This window comes from Streptomyces sp. ISL-12, from assembly GCF_018614415.1.
Taxonomy (GTDB): domain Bacteria; phylum Actinomycetota; class Actinomycetes; order Streptomycetales; family Streptomycetaceae; genus Streptomyces.
Window position 1 is genome coordinate 1 of record NZ_JAGGOO010000029.1, and the last position, 17752, is coordinate 17752.

At 69.9% G+C, this 17752-nt stretch carries 22 protein-coding genes and 1 tRNA gene; 14 read left to right on the forward strand and 9 right to left on the reverse strand.

Annotated features, from left to right (window positions below; genetic code table 11):
* Positions 1-33 precede the first annotated feature (33 nt).
* A complete protein-coding gene (locus J7I94_RS09175) occupies positions 34-321 on the reverse strand; it encodes a hypothetical protein (RefSeq protein ID WP_215166473.1) in 288 nt (95 codons plus the stop codon).
* Positions 322-709: 388 nt separating this feature from the next.
* On the opposite strand from J7I94_RS09175, the gene J7I94_RS09180 reads away from it, so the two are divergent.
* Both J7I94_RS09180 and J7I94_RS09185 read left to right on the forward strand, forming a co-directional pair.
* On the forward strand, positions 710-3055 hold the full coding sequence (locus J7I94_RS09180) for an immune inhibitor A domain-containing protein (protein ID WP_215166474.1): 2346 nt from the start codon (positions 710-712) through the stop codon (positions 3053-3055).
* A gap of 122 nt (positions 3056-3177) precedes the next feature.
* Positions 3178-3504, forward strand: coding sequence for a hypothetical protein (locus tag J7I94_RS09185; RefSeq protein ID WP_215166475.1), 327 nt, complete (start codon positions 3178-3180; stop codon positions 3502-3504).
* 4 nt (positions 3505-3508) lie between these two features.
* Here J7I94_RS09185 and J7I94_RS09190 read toward each other — a convergent pair whose 3' ends face one another.
* Positions 3509-4096, reverse strand: a complete 588-nt coding sequence (locus J7I94_RS09190) for an isochorismatase family protein (protein ID WP_215166476.1) — start codon at positions 4094-4096, stop codon at positions 3509-3511.
* A 79-nt stretch (positions 4097-4175) separates the two neighbouring features.
* Positions 4176-5522 carry a nicotinate phosphoribosyltransferase gene (locus J7I94_RS09195; RefSeq protein ID WP_215166477.1) on the reverse strand — a complete coding sequence of 449 codons (1347 nt, stop codon included), beginning with the start codon at positions 5520-5522 and terminating at the stop codon, positions 4176-4178.
* A gap of 88 nt (positions 5523-5610) precedes the next feature.
* Between J7I94_RS09195 and clpS the strand changes: the two genes are divergently transcribed.
* From clpS to J7I94_RS09225, 7 genes are all read left to right on the forward strand, one after another.
* A complete protein-coding gene (gene clpS, locus J7I94_RS09200) occupies positions 5611-5928 on the forward strand; it encodes an ATP-dependent Clp protease adapter ClpS (protein WP_215166478.1) in 318 nt (105 codons plus the stop codon).
* A gap of 136 nt (positions 5929-6064) precedes the next feature.
* Positions 6065-6673 (forward strand): DUF2017 domain-containing protein, encoded by a 609-nt coding sequence (locus tag J7I94_RS09205; protein WP_215166479.1) that lies wholly within the window; start codon positions 6065-6067, stop codon positions 6671-6673.
* 328 nt (positions 6674-7001) lie between these two features.
* Positions 7002-8453, forward strand: coding sequence for an amino acid permease (locus J7I94_RS09210; RefSeq protein WP_215166480.1), 1452 nt, complete (start codon positions 7002-7004; stop codon positions 8451-8453).
* Between the two features lie 95 nt (positions 8454-8548).
* Positions 8549-8971, forward strand: coding sequence for a Mov34/MPN/PAD-1 family protein (locus J7I94_RS09215; RefSeq protein ID WP_215166481.1), 423 nt, complete (start codon positions 8549-8551; stop codon positions 8969-8971).
* A 99-nt stretch (positions 8972-9070) separates the two neighbouring features.
* Positions 9071-9166 carry a putative leader peptide gene (locus J7I94_RS39495; RefSeq protein ID WP_374198371.1) on the forward strand — a complete coding sequence of 32 codons (96 nt, stop codon included), beginning with the start codon at positions 9071-9073 and terminating at the stop codon, positions 9164-9166.
* Between the two features lie 89 nt (positions 9167-9255).
* On the forward strand, positions 9256-9534 hold the full coding sequence (locus J7I94_RS09220) for a MoaD/ThiS family protein (RefSeq protein ID WP_215166482.1): 279 nt from the start codon (positions 9256-9258) through the stop codon (positions 9532-9534).
* 5 nt (positions 9535-9539) lie between these two features.
* Complete coding sequence (locus tag J7I94_RS09225) at positions 9540-10490, forward strand: PLP-dependent cysteine synthase family protein (protein WP_215166483.1); 951 nt, start codon at positions 9540-9542, stop codon at positions 10488-10490.
* A gap of 4 nt (positions 10491-10494) precedes the next feature.
* Here J7I94_RS09225 and J7I94_RS09230 read toward each other — a convergent pair whose 3' ends face one another.
* Positions 10495-10911 carry a type II toxin-antitoxin system PemK/MazF family toxin gene (locus J7I94_RS09230; RefSeq protein WP_215166484.1) on the reverse strand — a complete coding sequence of 139 codons (417 nt, stop codon included), beginning with the start codon at positions 10909-10911 and terminating at the stop codon, positions 10495-10497.
* Between the two features lie 206 nt (positions 10912-11117).
* On the opposite strand from J7I94_RS09230, the gene J7I94_RS09235 reads away from it, so the two are divergent.
* The gene (locus J7I94_RS09235) at positions 11118-11870 is read left to right on the forward strand and encodes an MBL fold metallo-hydrolase (RefSeq protein ID WP_215166485.1); all 753 of its coding nucleotides are present in this window, start codon (positions 11118-11120) and stop codon (positions 11868-11870) included.
* 66 nt (positions 11871-11936) lie between these two features.
* Here the strand turns inward: J7I94_RS09235 and J7I94_RS09240 are convergent, their stop codons facing one another.
* Positions 11937-13187 carry a PTS transporter subunit EIIC gene (locus J7I94_RS09240; protein ID WP_215166486.1) on the reverse strand — a complete coding sequence of 417 codons (1251 nt, stop codon included), beginning with the start codon at positions 13185-13187 and terminating at the stop codon, positions 11937-11939.
* Between the two features lie 218 nt (positions 13188-13405).
* On the opposite strand from J7I94_RS09240, the gene J7I94_RS09245 reads away from it, so the two are divergent.
* The 4 genes from J7I94_RS09245 to rdgB all read left to right on the forward strand — a co-directional run bounded on the left by J7I94_RS09245 (position 13406) and on the right by rdgB (position 15676).
* Positions 13406-13639 (forward strand): glucose PTS transporter subunit EIIB, encoded by a 234-nt coding sequence (locus J7I94_RS09245; protein WP_215166487.1) that lies wholly within the window; start codon positions 13406-13408, stop codon positions 13637-13639.
* Between the two features lie 76 nt (positions 13640-13715).
* On the forward strand, positions 13716-14453 hold the full coding sequence (gene rph / locus J7I94_RS09250; protein WP_215166488.1) for a ribonuclease PH: 738 nt from the start codon (positions 13716-13718) through the stop codon (positions 14451-14453).
* Between the two features lie 159 nt (positions 14454-14612).
* A complete protein-coding gene (locus J7I94_RS09255) occupies positions 14613-15020 on the forward strand; it encodes a hypothetical protein (protein ID WP_215166489.1) in 408 nt (135 codons plus the stop codon).
* Between the two features lie 53 nt (positions 15021-15073).
* The gene (gene rdgB / locus J7I94_RS09260) at positions 15074-15676 is read left to right on the forward strand and encodes an RdgB/HAM1 family non-canonical purine NTP pyrophosphatase (protein ID WP_215166490.1); all 603 of its coding nucleotides are present in this window, start codon (positions 15074-15076) and stop codon (positions 15674-15676) included.
* Positions 15677-15725: 49 nt separating this feature from the next.
* Here the strand turns inward: rdgB and J7I94_RS09265 are convergent.
* From J7I94_RS09265 to bcp, 4 genes are all read right to left on the reverse strand, one after another.
* Positions 15726-15809 (reverse strand) — tRNA-Leu (locus J7I94_RS09265).
* A 12-nt stretch (positions 15810-15821) separates the two neighbouring features.
* Positions 15822-16484, reverse strand: coding sequence for an HNH endonuclease (locus J7I94_RS09270; protein ID WP_215166491.1), 663 nt, complete (start codon positions 16482-16484; stop codon positions 15822-15824).
* A complete protein-coding gene (locus tag J7I94_RS09275; RefSeq protein WP_215166492.1) occupies positions 16481-17122 on the reverse strand; it encodes an HNH endonuclease in 642 nt (213 codons plus the stop codon). Before J7I94_RS09275 ends, J7I94_RS09270 begins: the two co-directional genes overlap by 4 nt.
* A 139-nt stretch (positions 17123-17261) precedes the next feature.
* Complete coding sequence (bcp, locus tag J7I94_RS09280) at positions 17262-17729, reverse strand: thioredoxin-dependent thiol peroxidase (RefSeq protein ID WP_215166493.1); 468 nt, start codon at positions 17727-17729, stop codon at positions 17262-17264.
* Positions 17730-17752: the final 23 nt, after the last annotated feature.

Consider the following 17752-nt stretch of genomic DNA (forward strand, 5'->3'; position numbering starts at 1 on the left):
CCGCCCCACAGCCATGTCACGCGATCGTGCGCCTCAGGCCGCGCGCTGGCCCACCGCCTCGCCGGCGGCGCGGGACGCCACGGGCACCGGCGCCGCGTCGGCGGCGGCGCCGGTCGTGGCGGCCGGCCGGTGGACGGCGACCGTACGCGGCTTGGGCGTCGGTACGGTCATCGCCACCAGCAGTCCCAGGGTGAGCGCCACGACGGCGACGACGGCGATCCACCCGGCGGAGGTCGTCTGCGACAGCAGCAGCATGGCGAACGTCGAGAGGATCACGGTGAGGGAACCGTAGGCGAACTGTGCGACAGTCGGACGGGGCATGGCCATCGTGTCCTCGAAAAGGGGTGATCTCGGGGGTGAGACGGGCGGTCGGCCTGGCTTTCCGCCGACTCCCAAGCGTTCCGCCAAACGACTCTAATCGGTCGCATGCCCGAGGGGAACGAACGGTAAGCGTGACCTGACCTACGGTGCGCAGCACGGGGGGCGCACGGTGTCATGACGTCCACCAAGTGGACAGTCATACGCGCCTGTCAGGTTTCCCCGCCATTTCCCCCACGTGTCCGTTTAACGGATCGCGCATCCGCATAACGCTCTTGATCTGTCCAAGTCAAGGTCTGTCTTTTCTTCTGAATCTCCAGTCAAATGTCGTCACTTGACTACACGCGTTGAACACGAGTGCACCGCACGCGGACGCGGGGGAGGATTTCAAGTGACCAGCAGACCCTGGACGTTCCGGGTGACCGCGACAGCCGTAGCGCTCGCCGCAGCCACCGCCACCGCGACGTTCTCCACCGCCGCGGCGGCCGAGGAGGCCCCGTCCGCCCGGCCCGCCGCCGTCGACCGGCACGACCCGCAGCCCACGAAGCAGCGGGAGCACGACCTCGACGGCCCGCTCAGCAAGACCCAGGAGGCGCAGCGCCAAGAGGCCCTGAACCGGCTGATATCCGGCGACGCCACCGCCAAGGACCGCGACGGTTCCAAGGTCGTCGCCCTCAGGGGCAAGAAGGGCGACACCAAGTACGTGGAACTGGGCCGGGAGAAGACCGACAAGATCTTCACCATCCTGGTCGAGTTCGGCGACCAGATCGACAGCCGCTACGGCGGCACCCCCGGCCCGCTGCACAACCAGATCGCCGAGCCGGACCGCTCCGTCGACAACAGCACCGACTGGCTGGCGGATTACGACCAGCAGCACTACGAGGACCTCTACTTCGGCACCGGCGAGGACACCGAGTCGCTGAAGAAGTACTACGAGAAGCAGTCCTCGGGCCGCTACTCGGTCGACGGCGAGGTCACCGACTGGGTCAAGGTCCCCTACAACGAGGCCCGTTACGGCTCCAACGACTGCGACACCTGCGCCTGGAACGCGGTCCAGGACGGCGTCACCGCCTGGGTCGCCGACCAGGAGGCCGCGGGCCGCTCGCTCGCCGACATCAAGGCGGACCTCTCCGAGTACGACCTCTGGGACCGCTACGACTACGACGGCGACGGCGACTTCAACGAACCCGACGGCTACATCGACCACTTCCAGCTGGTGCACGCCGGCGAGGACGAGTCGGCCGGCGGCGGCGCGCAGGGCGAGGACGCGATCTGGGCGCACCGCTGGTACGCCTTCGGCACCGACGCCGGCTCCACCGGCCCGGCGGACAACAAGCTCGGCGGCACCGAGATCGGCGACACCGGTCTGTGGGTCGGTGACTACACCATCCAGCCGGAGAACGGCGGCCTCGGCGTCTTCGCCCACGAGTACGGCCACGACCTCGGCCTGCCCGACGAGTACGACACGGCGGGCGGCGAGAACTCCACCGGTTTCTGGACGCTGATGTCCTCCGGTTCCTGGCTCGGCCGGGGCGAGGACGCCATCGGTGACCTGCCCGGCGACATGAACGCCTGGGACAAGCTCCAGCTCGGCTGGCTCGACTACACCACCGCCGAGGCCGGGACCAGGTCCCGGCACAAGCTGGGCGTCGCGGAGTACAACACCGAGAACGACCAGGCGCTGATCGTCACCCTGCCCGACAAGACCGTCACCACCGAGGTCGTCGAGCCCGCCCAGGGCGCGAGCCAGTGGTGGAGCGGCAGCGGCGACGACCTGCGCAACACCCTCGCCCGCACCGTCGACCTCACCGGCAAGTCCTCCGCCGCACTCACCCTCGACGGCTGGTGGGACATCGAGTCCGGCTACGACTACCTCTACACCGAGGTCTCCACCGACGGCGGCGCCACCTGGACGCCCCTGGACGGCACCGCCGACGGCCAGGCGATCCCGCGCGACGGCAGCGACAAGCCCGCCCTCACCGGCTCGGTCGACGCCCACCAGAAGCTGGCGTACCCGCTGGACGCCTACGCCGGCCAGAAGATCGACGTCCGCTTCCGCTACCAGACCGACGGCGGCGTGGCGCAGAAGGGCTTCACCGCCGACGAGATCACCGTCACGGCCGACGGCACCGCGCTGTTCAGCGACGACGCCGAGTCCGCGGACGCGGCCTGGACGGCCACCGGCTTCTCCCGCGTCGGCGCGTCCTTCACCAAGGACTACGCGCAGTACTACATCGCGGAGAACCGCCAGTACGTCTCCTACGACACGACGTTGAAGACGGGCCCGTACAACTTCGGCTTCTCGACGACCCGTCCGGACTGGGTGGAGCACTTCCCGTACCAGAACGGCCTGTTGATCTGGAAGTGGGACACCTCCCAGGCGGACGACAACACCAGCGTCCACCCGGGCACCGGCCTCATCCTCCCCGTCGACGCGCACCCGACGGCCCTGAAGTGGTCCGACGGCACGCTGATGCGCAACAGGTTCCAGGCGTACGACTCGCCCTTCAGCACCTACCGCACCGACGCCCTCACCCTGCACAAGGCGGACGTCGTCACCCGCGTGCCGTCCGCGCGGGGGGTGCCGGTCTTCAACGATCACACCAGCGACTACTACGACGAGTCGAACCCGACCGGCGGCGTCCGGGTCACTGACACCAACACCAAGATCAAGATCACCAAGGAGGCCCGCGACGGCTCCACGATCGAGCTGGAAGTCGGCCCCGCGGTGAAATAATCCGCGTTCTAGCAGGTCAGAGCATGATCGGCGGCGACCCTCTGGCGGGTCGCCGCCGATCCGTGTTTAGGTGCGTGGTGTGGTTCTCTTATTGACACCGGCTGGTACGGGGGTATGACCGCATGGCCACAGGAGGTTTCTGCAAGCTGCCGAACGGCACCGTGGTGGTGGCGCTGAACCTGCCGAGCCCCGCCGTCCGCGTCCTCGTCCACGCCGGCAACCGGGCGCGCGCCCTGACCAGGCTGCGCAACCTCGGGCTGCGCGCCGTCTACCTGCGGGGCAACGCCGCCCCGCCGACCCCCGACGAGATCACCGCCGTACTGCACCACCCGGACGGCCTGGTGTGGCGCACGGCCCCGGCGGACGCACCCGCCCTCGGCCCGGAGCTGGTCCAGGAGCTGTGGCACCCCATCCGGGCGCTGCTCAGACCCTCGACCGCCCCGATGTGACGGCTCACTGCACGACGGGCTTCCCGGACAGCTCCACGCCCGCCTCCCGCAGCTCCTCCAGCGCCCGCTCGGTGGTCACGGCGGCCACCCCGGCGGTCAGGTCGAGCAGCACCTGCGTACGGAAGCCCTCCCGTACGGCGTCCAGCGCGGTGGCCCGGACGCAGTGGTCGGTGGCGATGCCGACCACGTCGACCTCGTCGATCTCCCGGTCGCGCAGCCAGTCCCCGAGCCGTACGCCGTTCTCGTCGGCGCCCTCGAAGCCGCTGTAGGCCGCCGCGTACGCCCCCTTGCTGAAGACGGCGTCGACCGCGCCGGAGGCGACGGCGGGGGCGAAGTTCGGGTGGAAGCCCACGCCCTCCGTCCCGGCGACGCAGTGCGGGGGCCAGGTGTGCTCGTAGTCGGGCTGGTCGGCGAAGTGGTTGCCGGGCGCGATGTGGTGGTCCCGGGTGGCCACCACGTGGCGGTACCCGGCCGGCGCCTGCCCGATCAGCTCGGTGACGGCGGCGGCCACGTCGGCACCTCCGGCGACGGCGAGGCTGCCCCCCTCACAGAAGTCGTTCTGCACGTCTACGACGATCAAGGCGCGGCGCATGGTCGGTGTCCTTCGGCTGTCGGAACGGCGATGACTGAGGTGGGCGGAGATCCGCCGGAGGTGTCGCTGCGCACTCGCTTTAGTTACCCGAGCCCTCGGCGGCGTACTCCGTCGGAATCACGGGTTCCCCTCGGGAGAGCTGGGTGGCGGAGAGCGGCAGGGCGGCGCGGGCCGCCGCGTGCCGGTCCCGGGCCACGTCCAGCGGCTCGCGGGCGACCACCGCGCCGCCCTTGACCAGCTCGACCAGGAGCTGCCGGCCGGCCAGCGCGGCGGGCACCGGCCCGGTGCCGACCACCTCCGCCTCGGCGTACCCGTCCGCGTCCAGCCGTCGCGCGGCCCACTTGCGTCCCCCCATGGAGGTCTTGCCGCCGCTGGACTTCTTCGCCACCGGCACCAGCGGCGCCTTCGGGTCGTCGGACTCCGCGCGGGCGACCAGCTTGTAGACCATGGACGCGGTCGGGTGCCCGGAGCCGGTCACCAGCTGGGTGCCGACCCCGTAGGCGTCCACGGGCGCCGCCGCCAGCGAGGCGATGGCGTACTCGTCCAGGTCGGAGGTGACGACGATCTTCGTGTCCCGTGCGCCCAGCTCGTCCAGCTGCTGCCGCACCCGGTGCGCGACCAGCAGCAGGTCGCCGGAGTCGATCCGCACCGCGCCGAGCCCCGGACCGGCCACCTCCACCGCCGTACGGACCGCCTCGGCCACGTCGTAGGTGTCCACCAGCAGGGTCGTGCCCGAGCCGAGGGAGTCGACCTGGGCGCGGAAGGCGTCCCGCTCGCGGTCGTGCAGCAGCGTGAAGGCGTGCGCCGAGGTGCCGACGGTCGGGATGCCGTAGCGGAAACCCGCGGCCAGGTCGGAGGTGGTGGCGAAGCCGCCGACGTAGGCGGCGCGGGCGGCGGCCACGGCGGCCAGCTCGTGGGTGCGCCGGGCGCCCATCTCGATCAGCGGACGCTCCCCGGCCGCGGAGGCCATCCGGGAGGCCGCGGCGGCGATCGCCGAGTCGTGGTTGAGGATGGACAGGATCACGGTCTCCAGGAGCACGCACTCGGCGAAGCTGCCCTCCACCCGCATGACCGGCGAGCCCGGGAAGTACACCTCGCCCTCCGGGTAGCCCCAGATGTCGCCGCTGAAGCGGTAGTCCGCCAGCCAGGCCAGGGTCGGATCGTCGACGATCTCCCGCTCCCGCAGGAAGTCGAGGACGCCGGTGTCGAAGCGGAAGTTCTCGACGGCGTCGAGGACCCGCCCGGTGCCGGCCACCACGCCGTACCGCCGCCCGTCGGGCAGCCGCCGGGTGAAGACCTCGAACACGCTGCGGCGCCCGGCCGTGCCCGCCGCCAGAGCGGCCCGCAGCATCGTCAGCTCGTACTGGTCCGTGAAGAGCGCCGTCGAGGGAACGTCGACCGGCAGCCCGAGGTCCGCTGTGTTCATGGCGGAATCGTACCCCCATTTCGTCAGTCTGACGATTTTGATCCGCGTCACAGGCCCGTTTGTGCGACCGCCCCCCTGCGGTGGCAGCATGGGTGATGTGACGTCACCCGCTCCCGTAGAGATCGAACGCACCGACCCGGCCGAAGAAGCCTTCGCCGTACCCGAGCCGGACGTCCCCTGGGTCACCATCGTCCACAACGACCCGGTCAACCTCATGAGCTATGTGACCTACGTCTTCCAGACGTACTTCGGCTACTCCAAGGACAAGGCCACCAAGCTCATGCTCGACGTCCACCACAAGGGCCGGGCGGTCGTCTCCAGCGGCAGCCGCGAGGAGATGGAACGCGATGTGCAGGCCATGCACGGCTACGGCCTGTGGGCCACCCTCCAGCAGGACCGGAAGTAGCGGGGCGGACCGCACAGTGGGCAGGACCGCAAGCAGCCAGGACCGCAAGCAGCCGGCAGGACCGCAAGCAGCCAGGACCGCAAGCAGCCGGCAGGACCGCAAGCAGCCAGGACCGGGAAGTAGCTGACACCCCTTCATGCCAGGACAATTCGAACCGCTCCCCGGCGGCGGCGCGGCCGTCGCCCTCGACGACGTCGAGATCTCCATCATCCGGTCGCTGGCCGTGCAGCTCCTTGAGCTGATCGGCCCCGGACCCGGCGGGGAGGCCTCCGAGGACCCGCTCGCCGACCTCTTCGCCGAGGGCCCCAGCGAGCCGCCCGCCGACCCGGTGCTCAGGCGCCTGTTCCCGGACGCCTACATCGACCCCGAGGGCACCCCGCAGGCCGCCGAGGCCGAGGAGCAGCGGGCGCACTCCGCCGAGTTCCGCCGGTTCACCGAGAACGACCTCCGGGCCGGCAAACGGGAGAACGCGCTGGCGGTGGTCCGCTCCCTGGACGCCCTCGCCTCGGCCTCCGCCGGGGAGGGCGGCGCGGTGCTGAAGCTGTCGCCGGACGAGTCCCGACAGTGGCTGAGCTGTCTGAACGACCTGCGCCTGGCCATCGGCTCCCGGCTGGACATCGCCGACGAGGACGACACCGACCTGCTCTACCGCCTCCCGGACGAGGACCCGCGCAAGCCGATGGTGATGGCGTACCTGTGGCTGGGCGGGCTCCAGGAGACGCTGGTCGCCACGCTCATGCCCTGAACCCCGTTCAGCGGGACCTCGCCTCCGGATAACGATCCCGTCACCTTGGCGCCCTGCTGTGCACCCTTCGGTGTGCTTTTCCCACCATCTGTCCGTGGCGTGTGTCACAGCGCGGCCCTGTGGCCCACGAGGCAGTCGTGGTAAATCTTCACGATCGCCCGGCCGACACCACCCGAATGTCGACCGGGTGCGCCACCGAGCCGGCGGACCGCCGGCCAGGCACGAGCGGGACGTCAGGCCCGCTCAGCTCCAGTATCCGGGGGGATCGAGATCCGATCCGCGGCCACCGAGAAGGCCCGGGTCGGTTGTGGAGAAAGGCGCACCACACATGACCTCAGCGAAGGTCGACACGGACAAGGGCCCTGACCAGGCCCCCGAGGAGGGCTACGAGCGCGGGCTCGGCAGCCGCCAGGTCCAGATGATCGCGATCGGCGGCGCCATCGGCGTCGGCCTGTTCCTGGGCGCCGGGGCCAACATCGCCAAGGCCGGCCCCAGCCTCATCGTCATGTACGCCCTCGCGGGCCTGATCATCTTCTTCATCATGCGGGCCCTGGGCGAGCTGCTGCTCTACCGCCCGGTCTCCGGCTCCTTCGCCGAGTACTCGCGTGAGTTCCTCGGCCCCTTCTTCGGCTACTTCACCGGCTGGACGTACTGGCTGATGTGGGTGGTCACCGGCATGGCGGAGCTGACCGCCGCCGCGATCTACATCAACTACTGGTTCCCCGGGATCCCCCAGTGGGTGACGGCCCTGGTCTTCCTGATCGTGCTGTTCGTCGCCAACCTGATCTCCGTCAAGCTCTTCGGCGAGATCGAGTTCTGGTTCTCGATGGTCAAGGTCACCGCCATCATCGGCATGATCGTCATCGGCCTCGGCGTGCTCACCTTCGGCTTCAGCCAGGCCGGCGACACCGCCGCCGTCTCCAACCTGTGGGCCTTCGACGGCTTCTTCCCCAAGGGCGTCGGCTCCTCCCTGATGACCCTCCAGGGCGTGATGTTCGCCTACCTCGCCGTCGAACTGGTCGGCGTCACCGCCGGCGAGTCCGAGAACCCGGAGAAGACCCTCCCCAAGGCGATCAACACGCTGCCCTGGCGCATCGCCCTGTTCTACGTCGGCGCCCTCACCGTCATCCTGTGCGTGGTGAAGTGGACCGAGTTCGCCGGGGGAGCGAGCCCCTTCGTCAAGGCGTTCGCGGTCATCGGCATCCCGGCCGGCGCCGGCATCGTCAACTTCGTCGTCCTCACCGCCGCCCTGTCCTCCTGCAACTCCGGCATGTACTCCACCGGCCGGATGCTGCGCACCCTCGCGGACAACGGCGAGGCCCCCGGCTTCTTCAGCCGCCTCTCGGCGACGAAGACCCCGGCCCTCGGCATCGGGGTCTCGGTGGTCTTCATGGGCATCGGCGTGGTCCTGAACTACGTCGTCCCCGAAAAGGCGTTCGGCTACGTCACCTCGGTCGCCACCGCCGCCGGCATCTGGACCTGGCTGATGATCCTGATCAGCCACGTCCTCTACCGCCGCCAGGTCGTCGCGGGCCGCCTGCCCGCCTCCTCCTTCCCGGCCCCCGGCGGCTCCGTCTGCTCCTACATCGCCATCGCCTTCCTGCTCTTCGTCACCGGCCTGATCGCCTACGACGCCGACGCCCGCGTCTGCCTGTACGTGATGGCCGGCTGGGCCGTCGCCCTCGGCATCGGCTGGGCGGTGCTCAAGAGCCGCAACCCCGAGGTCACCCAGCGGGGCGGCGAGCGCGGCGGAGAGCCGGAGTTCGAGAAGGTCGGCTGACCCCGTCCGCCTGCCGATACGGCCGCTGTCCGGCATATGGGCCGTCCCGTACCACCCACCGGTACGGGACGGCCCCTCTGCTTATCCTGCTTCTCATGCTGACCATCACCCAGACGCTGTACGACCAGATCGTGGCCCACTCCCGCGCGGACCACCCCGACGAGGCGTGCGGCGTGATCGCGGGCCCCGTCGGCGCCGGCCGCCCCGAGCGCTTCATCCCCATGCTGAACGCCGCCCGCTCGCCCACCTTCTACGAGTTCGACTCCCAGGACCTGCTCAAGCTCTACCGCGAGATGGACGACCGCGACGAGGAACCGGTGGTCATCTACCACTCCCACACGGCCACCGAGGCCTACCCCTCGCGCACCGACATCTCCTACGCCAACGAGCCAGGCGCCCACTACGTCCTGGTCTCCACCGCCGACACCGACGGCGCCGGCGACTTCCAGTTCCGCTCCTTCCGCATCGTGGAGAGCGAGGTCACGGAGGAGGAAGTGAAGGTCGTCGAGGCTTACTGATCTGGATGGATTCCCGGGCTTCTCGCACTGCGGATGAACATCGTCCGAAGGGTGAGATCACATTCCAGAACCCGGACCGGGAATCGATACGATGACCGCATGGTTTCCCACGACGTGAGCACGAAGACGCCGGGCACGCTGCTCGTGGCGCGGCTGCACGTCGACCTGTGCAGGCTCGCCAGCGCCATCTGTTGACCCCGCCCTGCCGCCGTACGGCCGTGAGCCGCGGCGTGCTGACGCGCGCCCTCCGAAACCCACGACACTTCCGACAGGAGCCCTGAGCCATGGCCATCGAGGTCCGCATCCCCACCATCCTCCGCACCTACACCGACGGTCAGAAGGCGGTGGAGGGCACCGGAGCAACCCTCGCCGACCTGTTCGCCGACCTCGACACCCGCCACCAGGGCATCCAGGCCCGCATCGTCGACGACGGCAAGCTGCGCCGCTTCGTCAACGTCTACCTCAACGACGAGGACGTCCGCTTCCTCGACGGCATCGACACCAAGCTCACCGACGGCGACAACGTCACGATCCTGCCGGCCGTCGCCGGCGGTATGGCCTGATATCCATGCGCTACGACTCCCCGCTGGCCGCGGTGGGCAACACCCCCCTGGTGCGCCTGCCGCGGCTGTCGCCCTCCGCCGACGTCTCGGTCTGGGCCAAGCTGGAGGACCGCAACCCCACCGGCTCGGTCAAGGACCGCCCCGCCCTGCACATGATCGAGCAGGCGGAGAAGGACGGCCGCCTCACCCCCGGCTGCACCATCCTGGAGCCGACCAGCGGCAACACCGGCATCTCGCTCGCCATGGCCGCCAAGCTCAAGGGCTACCGCATGGTCTGCGTCATGCCCGAGAACACCTCCCAGGAACGCCGCGACCTGCTCGGCATGTGGGGCGCCGAGATCATCTCCTCCCCGGCCGCGGGCGGCTCCAACACCGCCGTACGCGTCGCCAAGGAACTGGCCGCCGAGCACCCCGACTGGGTCATGCTCTACCAGTACGGCAACCCCGACAACGCCGGCGCCCACTACGCGACGACCGGCCCGGAGATCCTCACCGACCTCCCGTCGATCACGCACTTCGTCGCCGGCCTGGGGACGACGGGCACGCTGATGGGCGTCGGCCGCTACCTGCGCGAACACAAGCCCGACGTCAAGATCGTCGCCGCCGAGCCCCGCTACGACGACCTCGTCTACGGCCTGCGCAACCTCGACGAGGGCTTCGTCCCCGAGCTGTACGACGCCTCCGTCCTCACCACCCGCTACTCCGTCGGCTCCGCCGACGCCGTCACCCGCACCCGCGAACTCCTCGCCCAGGAGGGCATCTTCGCGGGCGTCTCCACCGGCGCCGCCCTGCACGCCGCGATCGGCGTCGCCACCAAGGCCCGCAACGCCGGCGAGAGCGCCGACGTCGTCTTCGTCGTCGCCGACGGCGGCTGGAAGTACCTCTCCACCGGCGTCTACACCGCGGCCACCACCGAGGAGGCCATCGAGACCCTCCACGGCCAGCTCTGGGCCTGATCCGCTACGACGAGAGGTGACGGACCTGGTCCCACAGGGCCGGGTCCACCACCCCCACCCGCCGCCGGAAGTCCCCCACCCGGACCTTCCGCAGCTCACCGGTGTCCAGGAAGCTCGCCCGCCCCCGTGCGTCCCCCACCGACCCCGGCGGCAGCGCGATCACCCCGCCCCGCCCCTCCCGGTACCGCGTGGTGATCTTCGCGACGACCGCCCGCCGCCCCCGCACCGACAGCACCAGGCACGGCCGGTCCTTCCCGCCCCCGCGCTCCTCGTAGGGCACGGTCGCCCACCAGATCTCCGCCGGCCGCGGCCGCACCCGCGCCCCCGGCGGCCGGTGCCCCCGGCCCCAGCCGTCCACGAGCGCCGCGACCAGCCCCAGCAGGGCCACCGCCGCGATCACCAGCCACCAGGACGCGTTCATACCCGCCGACGTTACCGGCGCACGCGGCATATGCGCGCCCCCTCGGCGGTCCCGACCGCCCCCTCTTCCAGCCGAACCGGTGACACCGCAGGTGAGTTCGCCCACAACGGCCCCTGGCGGAGGAGCGACCCCAGGTTTTGCGCCTTACGCTCGGTGAACCGCACGACCCCCGTCTCTCCACACCCGCCAGCGGAGGTTTCTGCTCCATGAAGCTCACCGTCGTCGGCTGCTCGGGGTCGTTCCCGTCCGCGGAATCGGCCTGCTCGAGCTACCTCGTCGAGGCCGACGGCTTCCGGCTGCTCCTCGACATGGGCAACGGCGCCCTGGGCGAGCTGCAGCGCCACTGCGGTCTCTACGACCTCGACGCGATCTTCCTCAGCCATCTGCACGCCGACCACTGCATCGACATGTGCGCCTACTTCGTGGCGCGCTACTACCGGTACGACGGCGGCCGCTGCGCCCCCCTGCCGGTCTACGGCCCCGAGGGCACCGAGCACCGGCTCACCACCGCCTACGCCGACACGCCCTCCGCCTCCTCCATGAGCGAGGTCTTCGACTTCCACACGGTCAAGCCGTCCACCTTCGAGGTCGGGCCCTTCACCGTGCACACCGAGCGCGTCGCCCACCCCGTGGAGGCCTACGCCGTCCGCGTCGAGCACGGCGGACGCTCACTGACCTACTCCGGTGACACGGGCGTGACCCCCGTCCTCGACGAACTCGCCCGGGACACCGACCTGTTCCTCTGCGAGGCCGCCTTCACCCACGGCAAGGAGGACATCCCCGACCTCCACCTCAACGGCCGCCAGGCCGGCGAGAGCGCCGCCCGCGCCGGCGCCCGCCGCCTCGTCCTCACCCACATCCCGCCGTGGACCGACCCCCGCGTCAACCTGGCCGACGCCCGCGCCGTCTACGGCGGCCCGTCGGACGTGGCGGCGCCGGGGGCGACGTACGAGATCTGACGCCACGCACGAAGGGCCCCCGGAACCAGGACGGTTCCGGGGGCCCTCGGTACTGCGGCAGGCGGCCTACGCCTTCGTCAGGTCCTCGACCTCCTCCTCGGGCTCCCGGCCCGGGGTCTTCAGGTCGAACTTGACGATGGCGAAGCGGAACACCACGTAGTAGACGACCGCGAAGACCAGACCGATCGGGATGATCAGCCACGGCTTGGTCGCCAGGTGCCAGTTGAGGGCGTAGTCGATGGCACCGGCCGAGAAGTTGAAGCCGGCGTGCACCCCCAGGCCCCACGTCACCGCCATCGACACCGCGGTGAGCACCGCGTGCAGCACGTACAGCAGCGGCGCGATGAACATGAACGAGAACTCGATCGGCTCGGTCACACCCGTGACGAACGACGTCGCCGCCAGCGAGACCATCATGCCCATCACGGCCTTGCGGCGCTCGGGACGGGCGCAGTGCGCGATCGCGATCGCGGCGGCCGGCAGACCGAACATCATGATCGGGAAGAAGCCGGACTGGAAGATGCCGGCGGACGGGTCACCGGCCAGGAAGCGGGTGATGTCGCCGTGCACGATCTCACCGGAGGCGTTCTCGAAGTCGCCGAGCTGGAACCAGGCCACCGTGTTGACGAACTGGTGCATGCCGATCGGGATCAGCCCGCGGTTCACCGCGCCGAACAGCGCCGCGCCGCCCGCGCCCAGGCCCGTCATCCACTCACCGAAGTTGGAGATGCCCTCGCCGATGGGCTCCCAGACCAGACCGAAGAAGACGCCGACCACGATGCCGACGAACGCCATGATGATCGGCACCAGCCGGCGGCCGTTGAAGAAGCCCAGCCAGTCCACCAGCTTCTTGCGGTGGTACCGCTGCCACAGCACCGCCGCCAGCAGACCCATGATGATGCCGCCGAGCACCCCGGGGTCGTTGTACGTCGCGGCGACGTCCTCGCCCTTCTTCACCACCGCCTCGGTGACCGGGAACGCCTGGAGCACCTTGCTGTAGACGAGGAAGCCGACCACCGCGGCCAGCGCCGTCGAACCGTCCGCCTTCTTCGCGAAACCGATCGCCACGCCGATGCAGAACAGGATCGGCAGCGAGCCGGTCAGCGCACTGCCCGCGTTGTTGAAGACCGCGGCGACCTTGTCCCAGCCCAGGCCGTCCTTGCCGAAGATGTCGTCCTGGCCCAGCCGGACCATGATGCCCGCGGCCGGCAGTACGGCGATCGGGAGCTGCAAACTGCGGCCGACCTTCTGCAGGCCCTGGAACAGGCCTGATCCCCGCTTCTTCGCGGGAGCCGCCGAGGCGGTGGCGGTGCTCATCGTGCTTCCTCCAACACAGGTGGTGGTCTACACCACTCAGTGGTGCGGACCTGTTCTAACACGATGAAGGTGACATAAGGAACCCACGATTCCGTCAGTACGGCGGCACCCCGGCGCCGGTCGCCGCGGGAGGGTGGTGTAGACCAGTCGGCGGGCTCGCGCAGACGGGCCGACTGTGGGTTACTGCGACAAAGCGGTTCGGACCAGGGAGAAGGAACATGGCCACCAAGGCTGAGAAGATCGTCGCCGGACTCGGCGGCATCGACAACATCGACGAGATCGAAGGCTGCATCACCCGCCTCCGCACCGAGGTCCACGACCCCTCCCTCGTCGACGAAGCCGCCCTCAAGGCCGCCGGCGCCCACGGCGTCGTCAAGATGGGCAGCGCCATCCAGGTCGTCATCGGCACGGACGCGGACCCGATCGCCGCCGACATCGAAGACATGATGTAGCCGACACCTCACGTGCGAAGAGGGTCCCTTCCCGCCCCGGAAGGGACCCTCTTCCCGTACGGCTAGGCTCGTCCGCATGTCACGCATCGACGGCCGCACGCCCGAACAGCTCCGCCCCGTCACCATCGAACGCGGCTGGAGCAAGCACGCCGAGGGCTCCGTCCTCGTCTCCTTCGGCGACACCAGAGTCCTCTGCACCGCCTCCGTCACCGAAGGCGTCCCGCGCTGGCGCAAGGGCAGCGGCGAGGGCTGGGTCACCGCCGAGTACGCCATGCTGCCCCGCGCCACCAACACCCGCGGCGACCGCGAGTCCGTCAAGGGCCGCATCGGCGGACGCACCCACGAGATCAGCCGCCTCATCGGCCGCTCCCTGCGCGCCGTCATCGACTTCAAGGCCCTCGGCGAGACGACGATCGTCCTGGACTGCGACGTCCTCCAGGCCGACGGCGGCACCCGCACCGCCGCCATCACCGGCGCCTACGTCGCCCTGGCCGACGCCATCACCTGGGGCCAGGCCAACAAGCTGATCCGCCCCAGCCGCAAGCCGCTCACCGGCACGGTCTCCGCCGTCTCCGTCGGCATCATCGACGGCACCCCCATGCTCGACCTCCGCTACGAGGAGGACGTCCGCGCCGACACCGACATGAACGTCGTCTGCACCGGCGACGGCCGCTTCGTCGAGGTCCAGGGCACCGCCGAGGCCGAACCCTTCGCCCGCGACGAGCTCAACACCCTCCTCGACCTCGCCACCGCCGGCTGCGCCGAACTCACCGACCTCCAGCGCAAGGCCCTCGACACGGTCCTCGAAAGGTAAAGACGGGGAAAAGAACGGCGGTCCGCGCACGCAACTGGACCGCCCGCCCCCGCGTCCCTACACATATACGGATGTACGGGCCTCACCGCCCCGCATCCGGCGCAACAGCACCGCACGGAGGGCCGCCCGGCCCTGTCCGCAGGGAAGGACCGTACTCTCATGGCCACGACCGGACGCCGAAGTCGTCGCACCGCCCTCGCCACCGCCGCCGCCGTGGTGGCCGTCGGCCTGACGGCCGGGCTGACCACCGGCTGCGACGCCGTCGACAAGGCACTGGACTGCGTCCAGACCGCCGACGCCATCGCCGACAGCGTCAGCGACCTCCAGCAGGCCGTCGAGGCCGCGTCGAACGACCCGACGCAGCTGGAGGAGTCCCTGAACAGCATCGACAAGAACCTCGACAAGCTCGGCGACAAGACCGACAACGCCGACGTCAACAAGGCCGTGGACGACCTCGGCAAGGCCGTCGACAACGTCCGCACCTCCGTGGAGAAGGGCGACGCGACCCCCGACATCAGCCCGGTCACGGACGCGGCGGGCGAACTGACGAAGGTCTGCACCCCGTAGCACGAGGCGAGCGGATGTGAAGGGAGCGGCGGGTCACCGCGATACTGATGCACATGACCCGCCTGATCCTCGCCACCCGCAACGCCGGAAAGATCACCGAACTCCGCGCCATCCTGGGGGAGGCCGGCCTCCCCCACGAGCTGGTCGGCACCGACGCGTACCCCGAGATCCCGGACGTGAAGGAGACGGGGGTGACCTTCGCGGAGAACGCCCTGCTGAAGGCCCACGCCCTGGCCCGGGCCACCGGCCTGCCCGCCGTCGCCGACGACTCCGGCCTCTGCGTCGACGTCATGAACGGCGCCCCCGGCATCTTCTCCGCCCGCTGGTCCGGCCGCCACGGCGACGACCGGGCCAACCTGGATCTCCTCCTCGCCCAGCTCTCCGACATCGCGGACGAACACCGCGGCGCGTACTTCGCCTGCGCGGCGGCCCTCGCCCTCCCCGACGGCACGGAACGCGTCGTCGAGGGCAAGCTGATGGGCGTCCTGCGCCGCTCCCCGTCCGGCACGGGCGGCTTCGGCTACGACCCGATCCTCCAGCCGGAGGGCGAGACCCGCACCTGCGCGGAACTGACGGCCGCCGAGAAGAACGCGATCAGCCATCGGGGGAAGGCGTTCCGGGGGCTGGTGCCGGTGGTGCGGGAGTTGCTGGGCTAAGGGCGAAGGCCCACCTGACTCCTCCAGGTGGGCCTTCGTTTCTAAGGTGTGCGGCCGGAGGGACTCGAACCCTCAAGGGATTTCTCCCACAACATCCTAAGTGTTGCGCGTAGGCCAATTCCGCCACGGCCGCCCGGCCGCAATGCTACCGGCCAGGAGTGGCCTTCCGCCTACCCCCTCGGCACCAGGTGTCCGTGGAGGCATGACAGTTGGGACACAACAGCCGCAGATTCTCGCGTCGGTTGTCGCTCCGGTCCCCGTTGACGTGATCGACCTCCAACGTCATGGGTTTGCCGAACCACTCGGGACCGATGCCGCACTCGGCGCACTGCTCGGGAACGCCGATCTCGCGGAGTGCCCGGCGGAGCGGTCCGGTCCGCGTCCGGTGACCGTCGTCCCGCAGGACCAGGATGTCCTCCGGCTGCCTGGCCAGTTCCGGCCGTGACGTCCCCCGCTGGTGAGCCTGCCCCAGGAAGTGCGCGGTGGTGAGGCCTTCTTCGGTGATCCACTGACGTAGCAGCGTGCGTTGCGTGCCGTTGTCCGGGCGCTCCAGACGGCGGAGTGCCTCCGCGACGGACGTCGCCGAGCCGACTGCGGCGCGCAGTTCGCCGGATGAGGGGCGGGCTCGCTTGCCGCGCGGCCTGAAGTGCGTGATGTCGATGCCGAAGTGTGCGAAGCGGCGCGTGAGATAGCGCCGCAAGGTCGCGTAGGGCCGCGTGCCGAAGAAGGCGATGACCTCATCGATGTCGGAGCACCGGGCGGCGGCTTCGGCCAGGCGCTCACGGGTGTACCGCGTGCCGGTGGTCACGAGGTCCGTCCCTTGCCCCGGCCCCGGTAGGTGTCCGTCGCCGAGTGGCAGTTGGGGCACAGGAAGCGCAGGTTGGCGAGGCGGTTGTCCCGCCAGTCGCCGTCGAGGTGATCGACCTCCAAGGGCAGGGGACGGCCGCGCCAGACCGGCGGGATGCCGCAGAGGGCGCACTGCTCCGGCACGCCGAGTGCCGTCATCGCCCATCTGAGGCGATCGCTGTGGACGCGGCGGGCGTGATCCGGCGGCTGCTGGACGAGCAGCGCTTCCGGTGTACGAGGACGGCGCCGCTCTCCACGCCGGGACGGCACCCGGAAGTGCGACACGTCGATGCCGTACGCCTTGATCCGGCGGCTGATGTGGGTGTGGTGGCCGCCGACGGCGTCCAGGCCGAGCCGGCGCAGTACCTCGACCATGGTCGTCGACGCGGACACCGCCTCCTGGAGGATCTCCCGGGTCCACTTCACCCCCTCCCGCTCGAAGTGGGAGGTGTCCACCCCGAGCTTTCTCATCCGGACCAGCACATACGACCGTGTCGAGCTTTTCGGGTCCACCCCCAACCGCCCCGACGCCTCCGTGAGCGTCCGCGCCCCCCGAGCCGCCTCCTCCAGCCGCTCCCGCGTGTACGCACTGGTCCCCATCGGGCCACCCCCTCCGCTTCCCGGCCGTCTGTTCGCGGCCTCGTACGGAGTAACGAACCGGTTATCGGACAGTCACGCGCGATATGCGGAAGGGACCGTTCCGGGGTGGTGTCCCGGTACGGCCCCTCGGGGTGGTGTCTCAGATGCCCAGATCCTTGATGATCTTGGCTACGTGGCCCGTCGCGCGGACGTTGTACAGGGCCCGTTCGACCTTGCCCTCCGCGTCCACCACGATCGTGGAGCGGATGACGCCCATGTACGTCTTGCCGTAGTTCTTCTTCTCGCCGAAGGCGCCGTACGCCTCCAGGACGGACTTGTCCGGGTCGGCGAGGAGGGTGACCTTCAGGGATTCCGTGTCGCGGAACTTGGCCAGCTTCTCCGGCTGGTCGGGGGAGATGCCGAGCACGTCGTAGCCGGCGCCGGCCAGCAGGTCGAGGTTGTCCGTGAAGTCGCACGCCTGCTTCGTGCAGCCGGGGGTAAGGGCTGCGGGGTAGAAGTAGACGATGACCTTGCGGCCCTTGTGGTCGGCCAGGGACACCTCGTTGCCGTCGGCGTCCTGGAGGGTGAAGGCGGGGGCCACGTCCCCGGGCTGGAGTCGCTCGCTCATCGGGACAGAGTAACCGGGGGTGC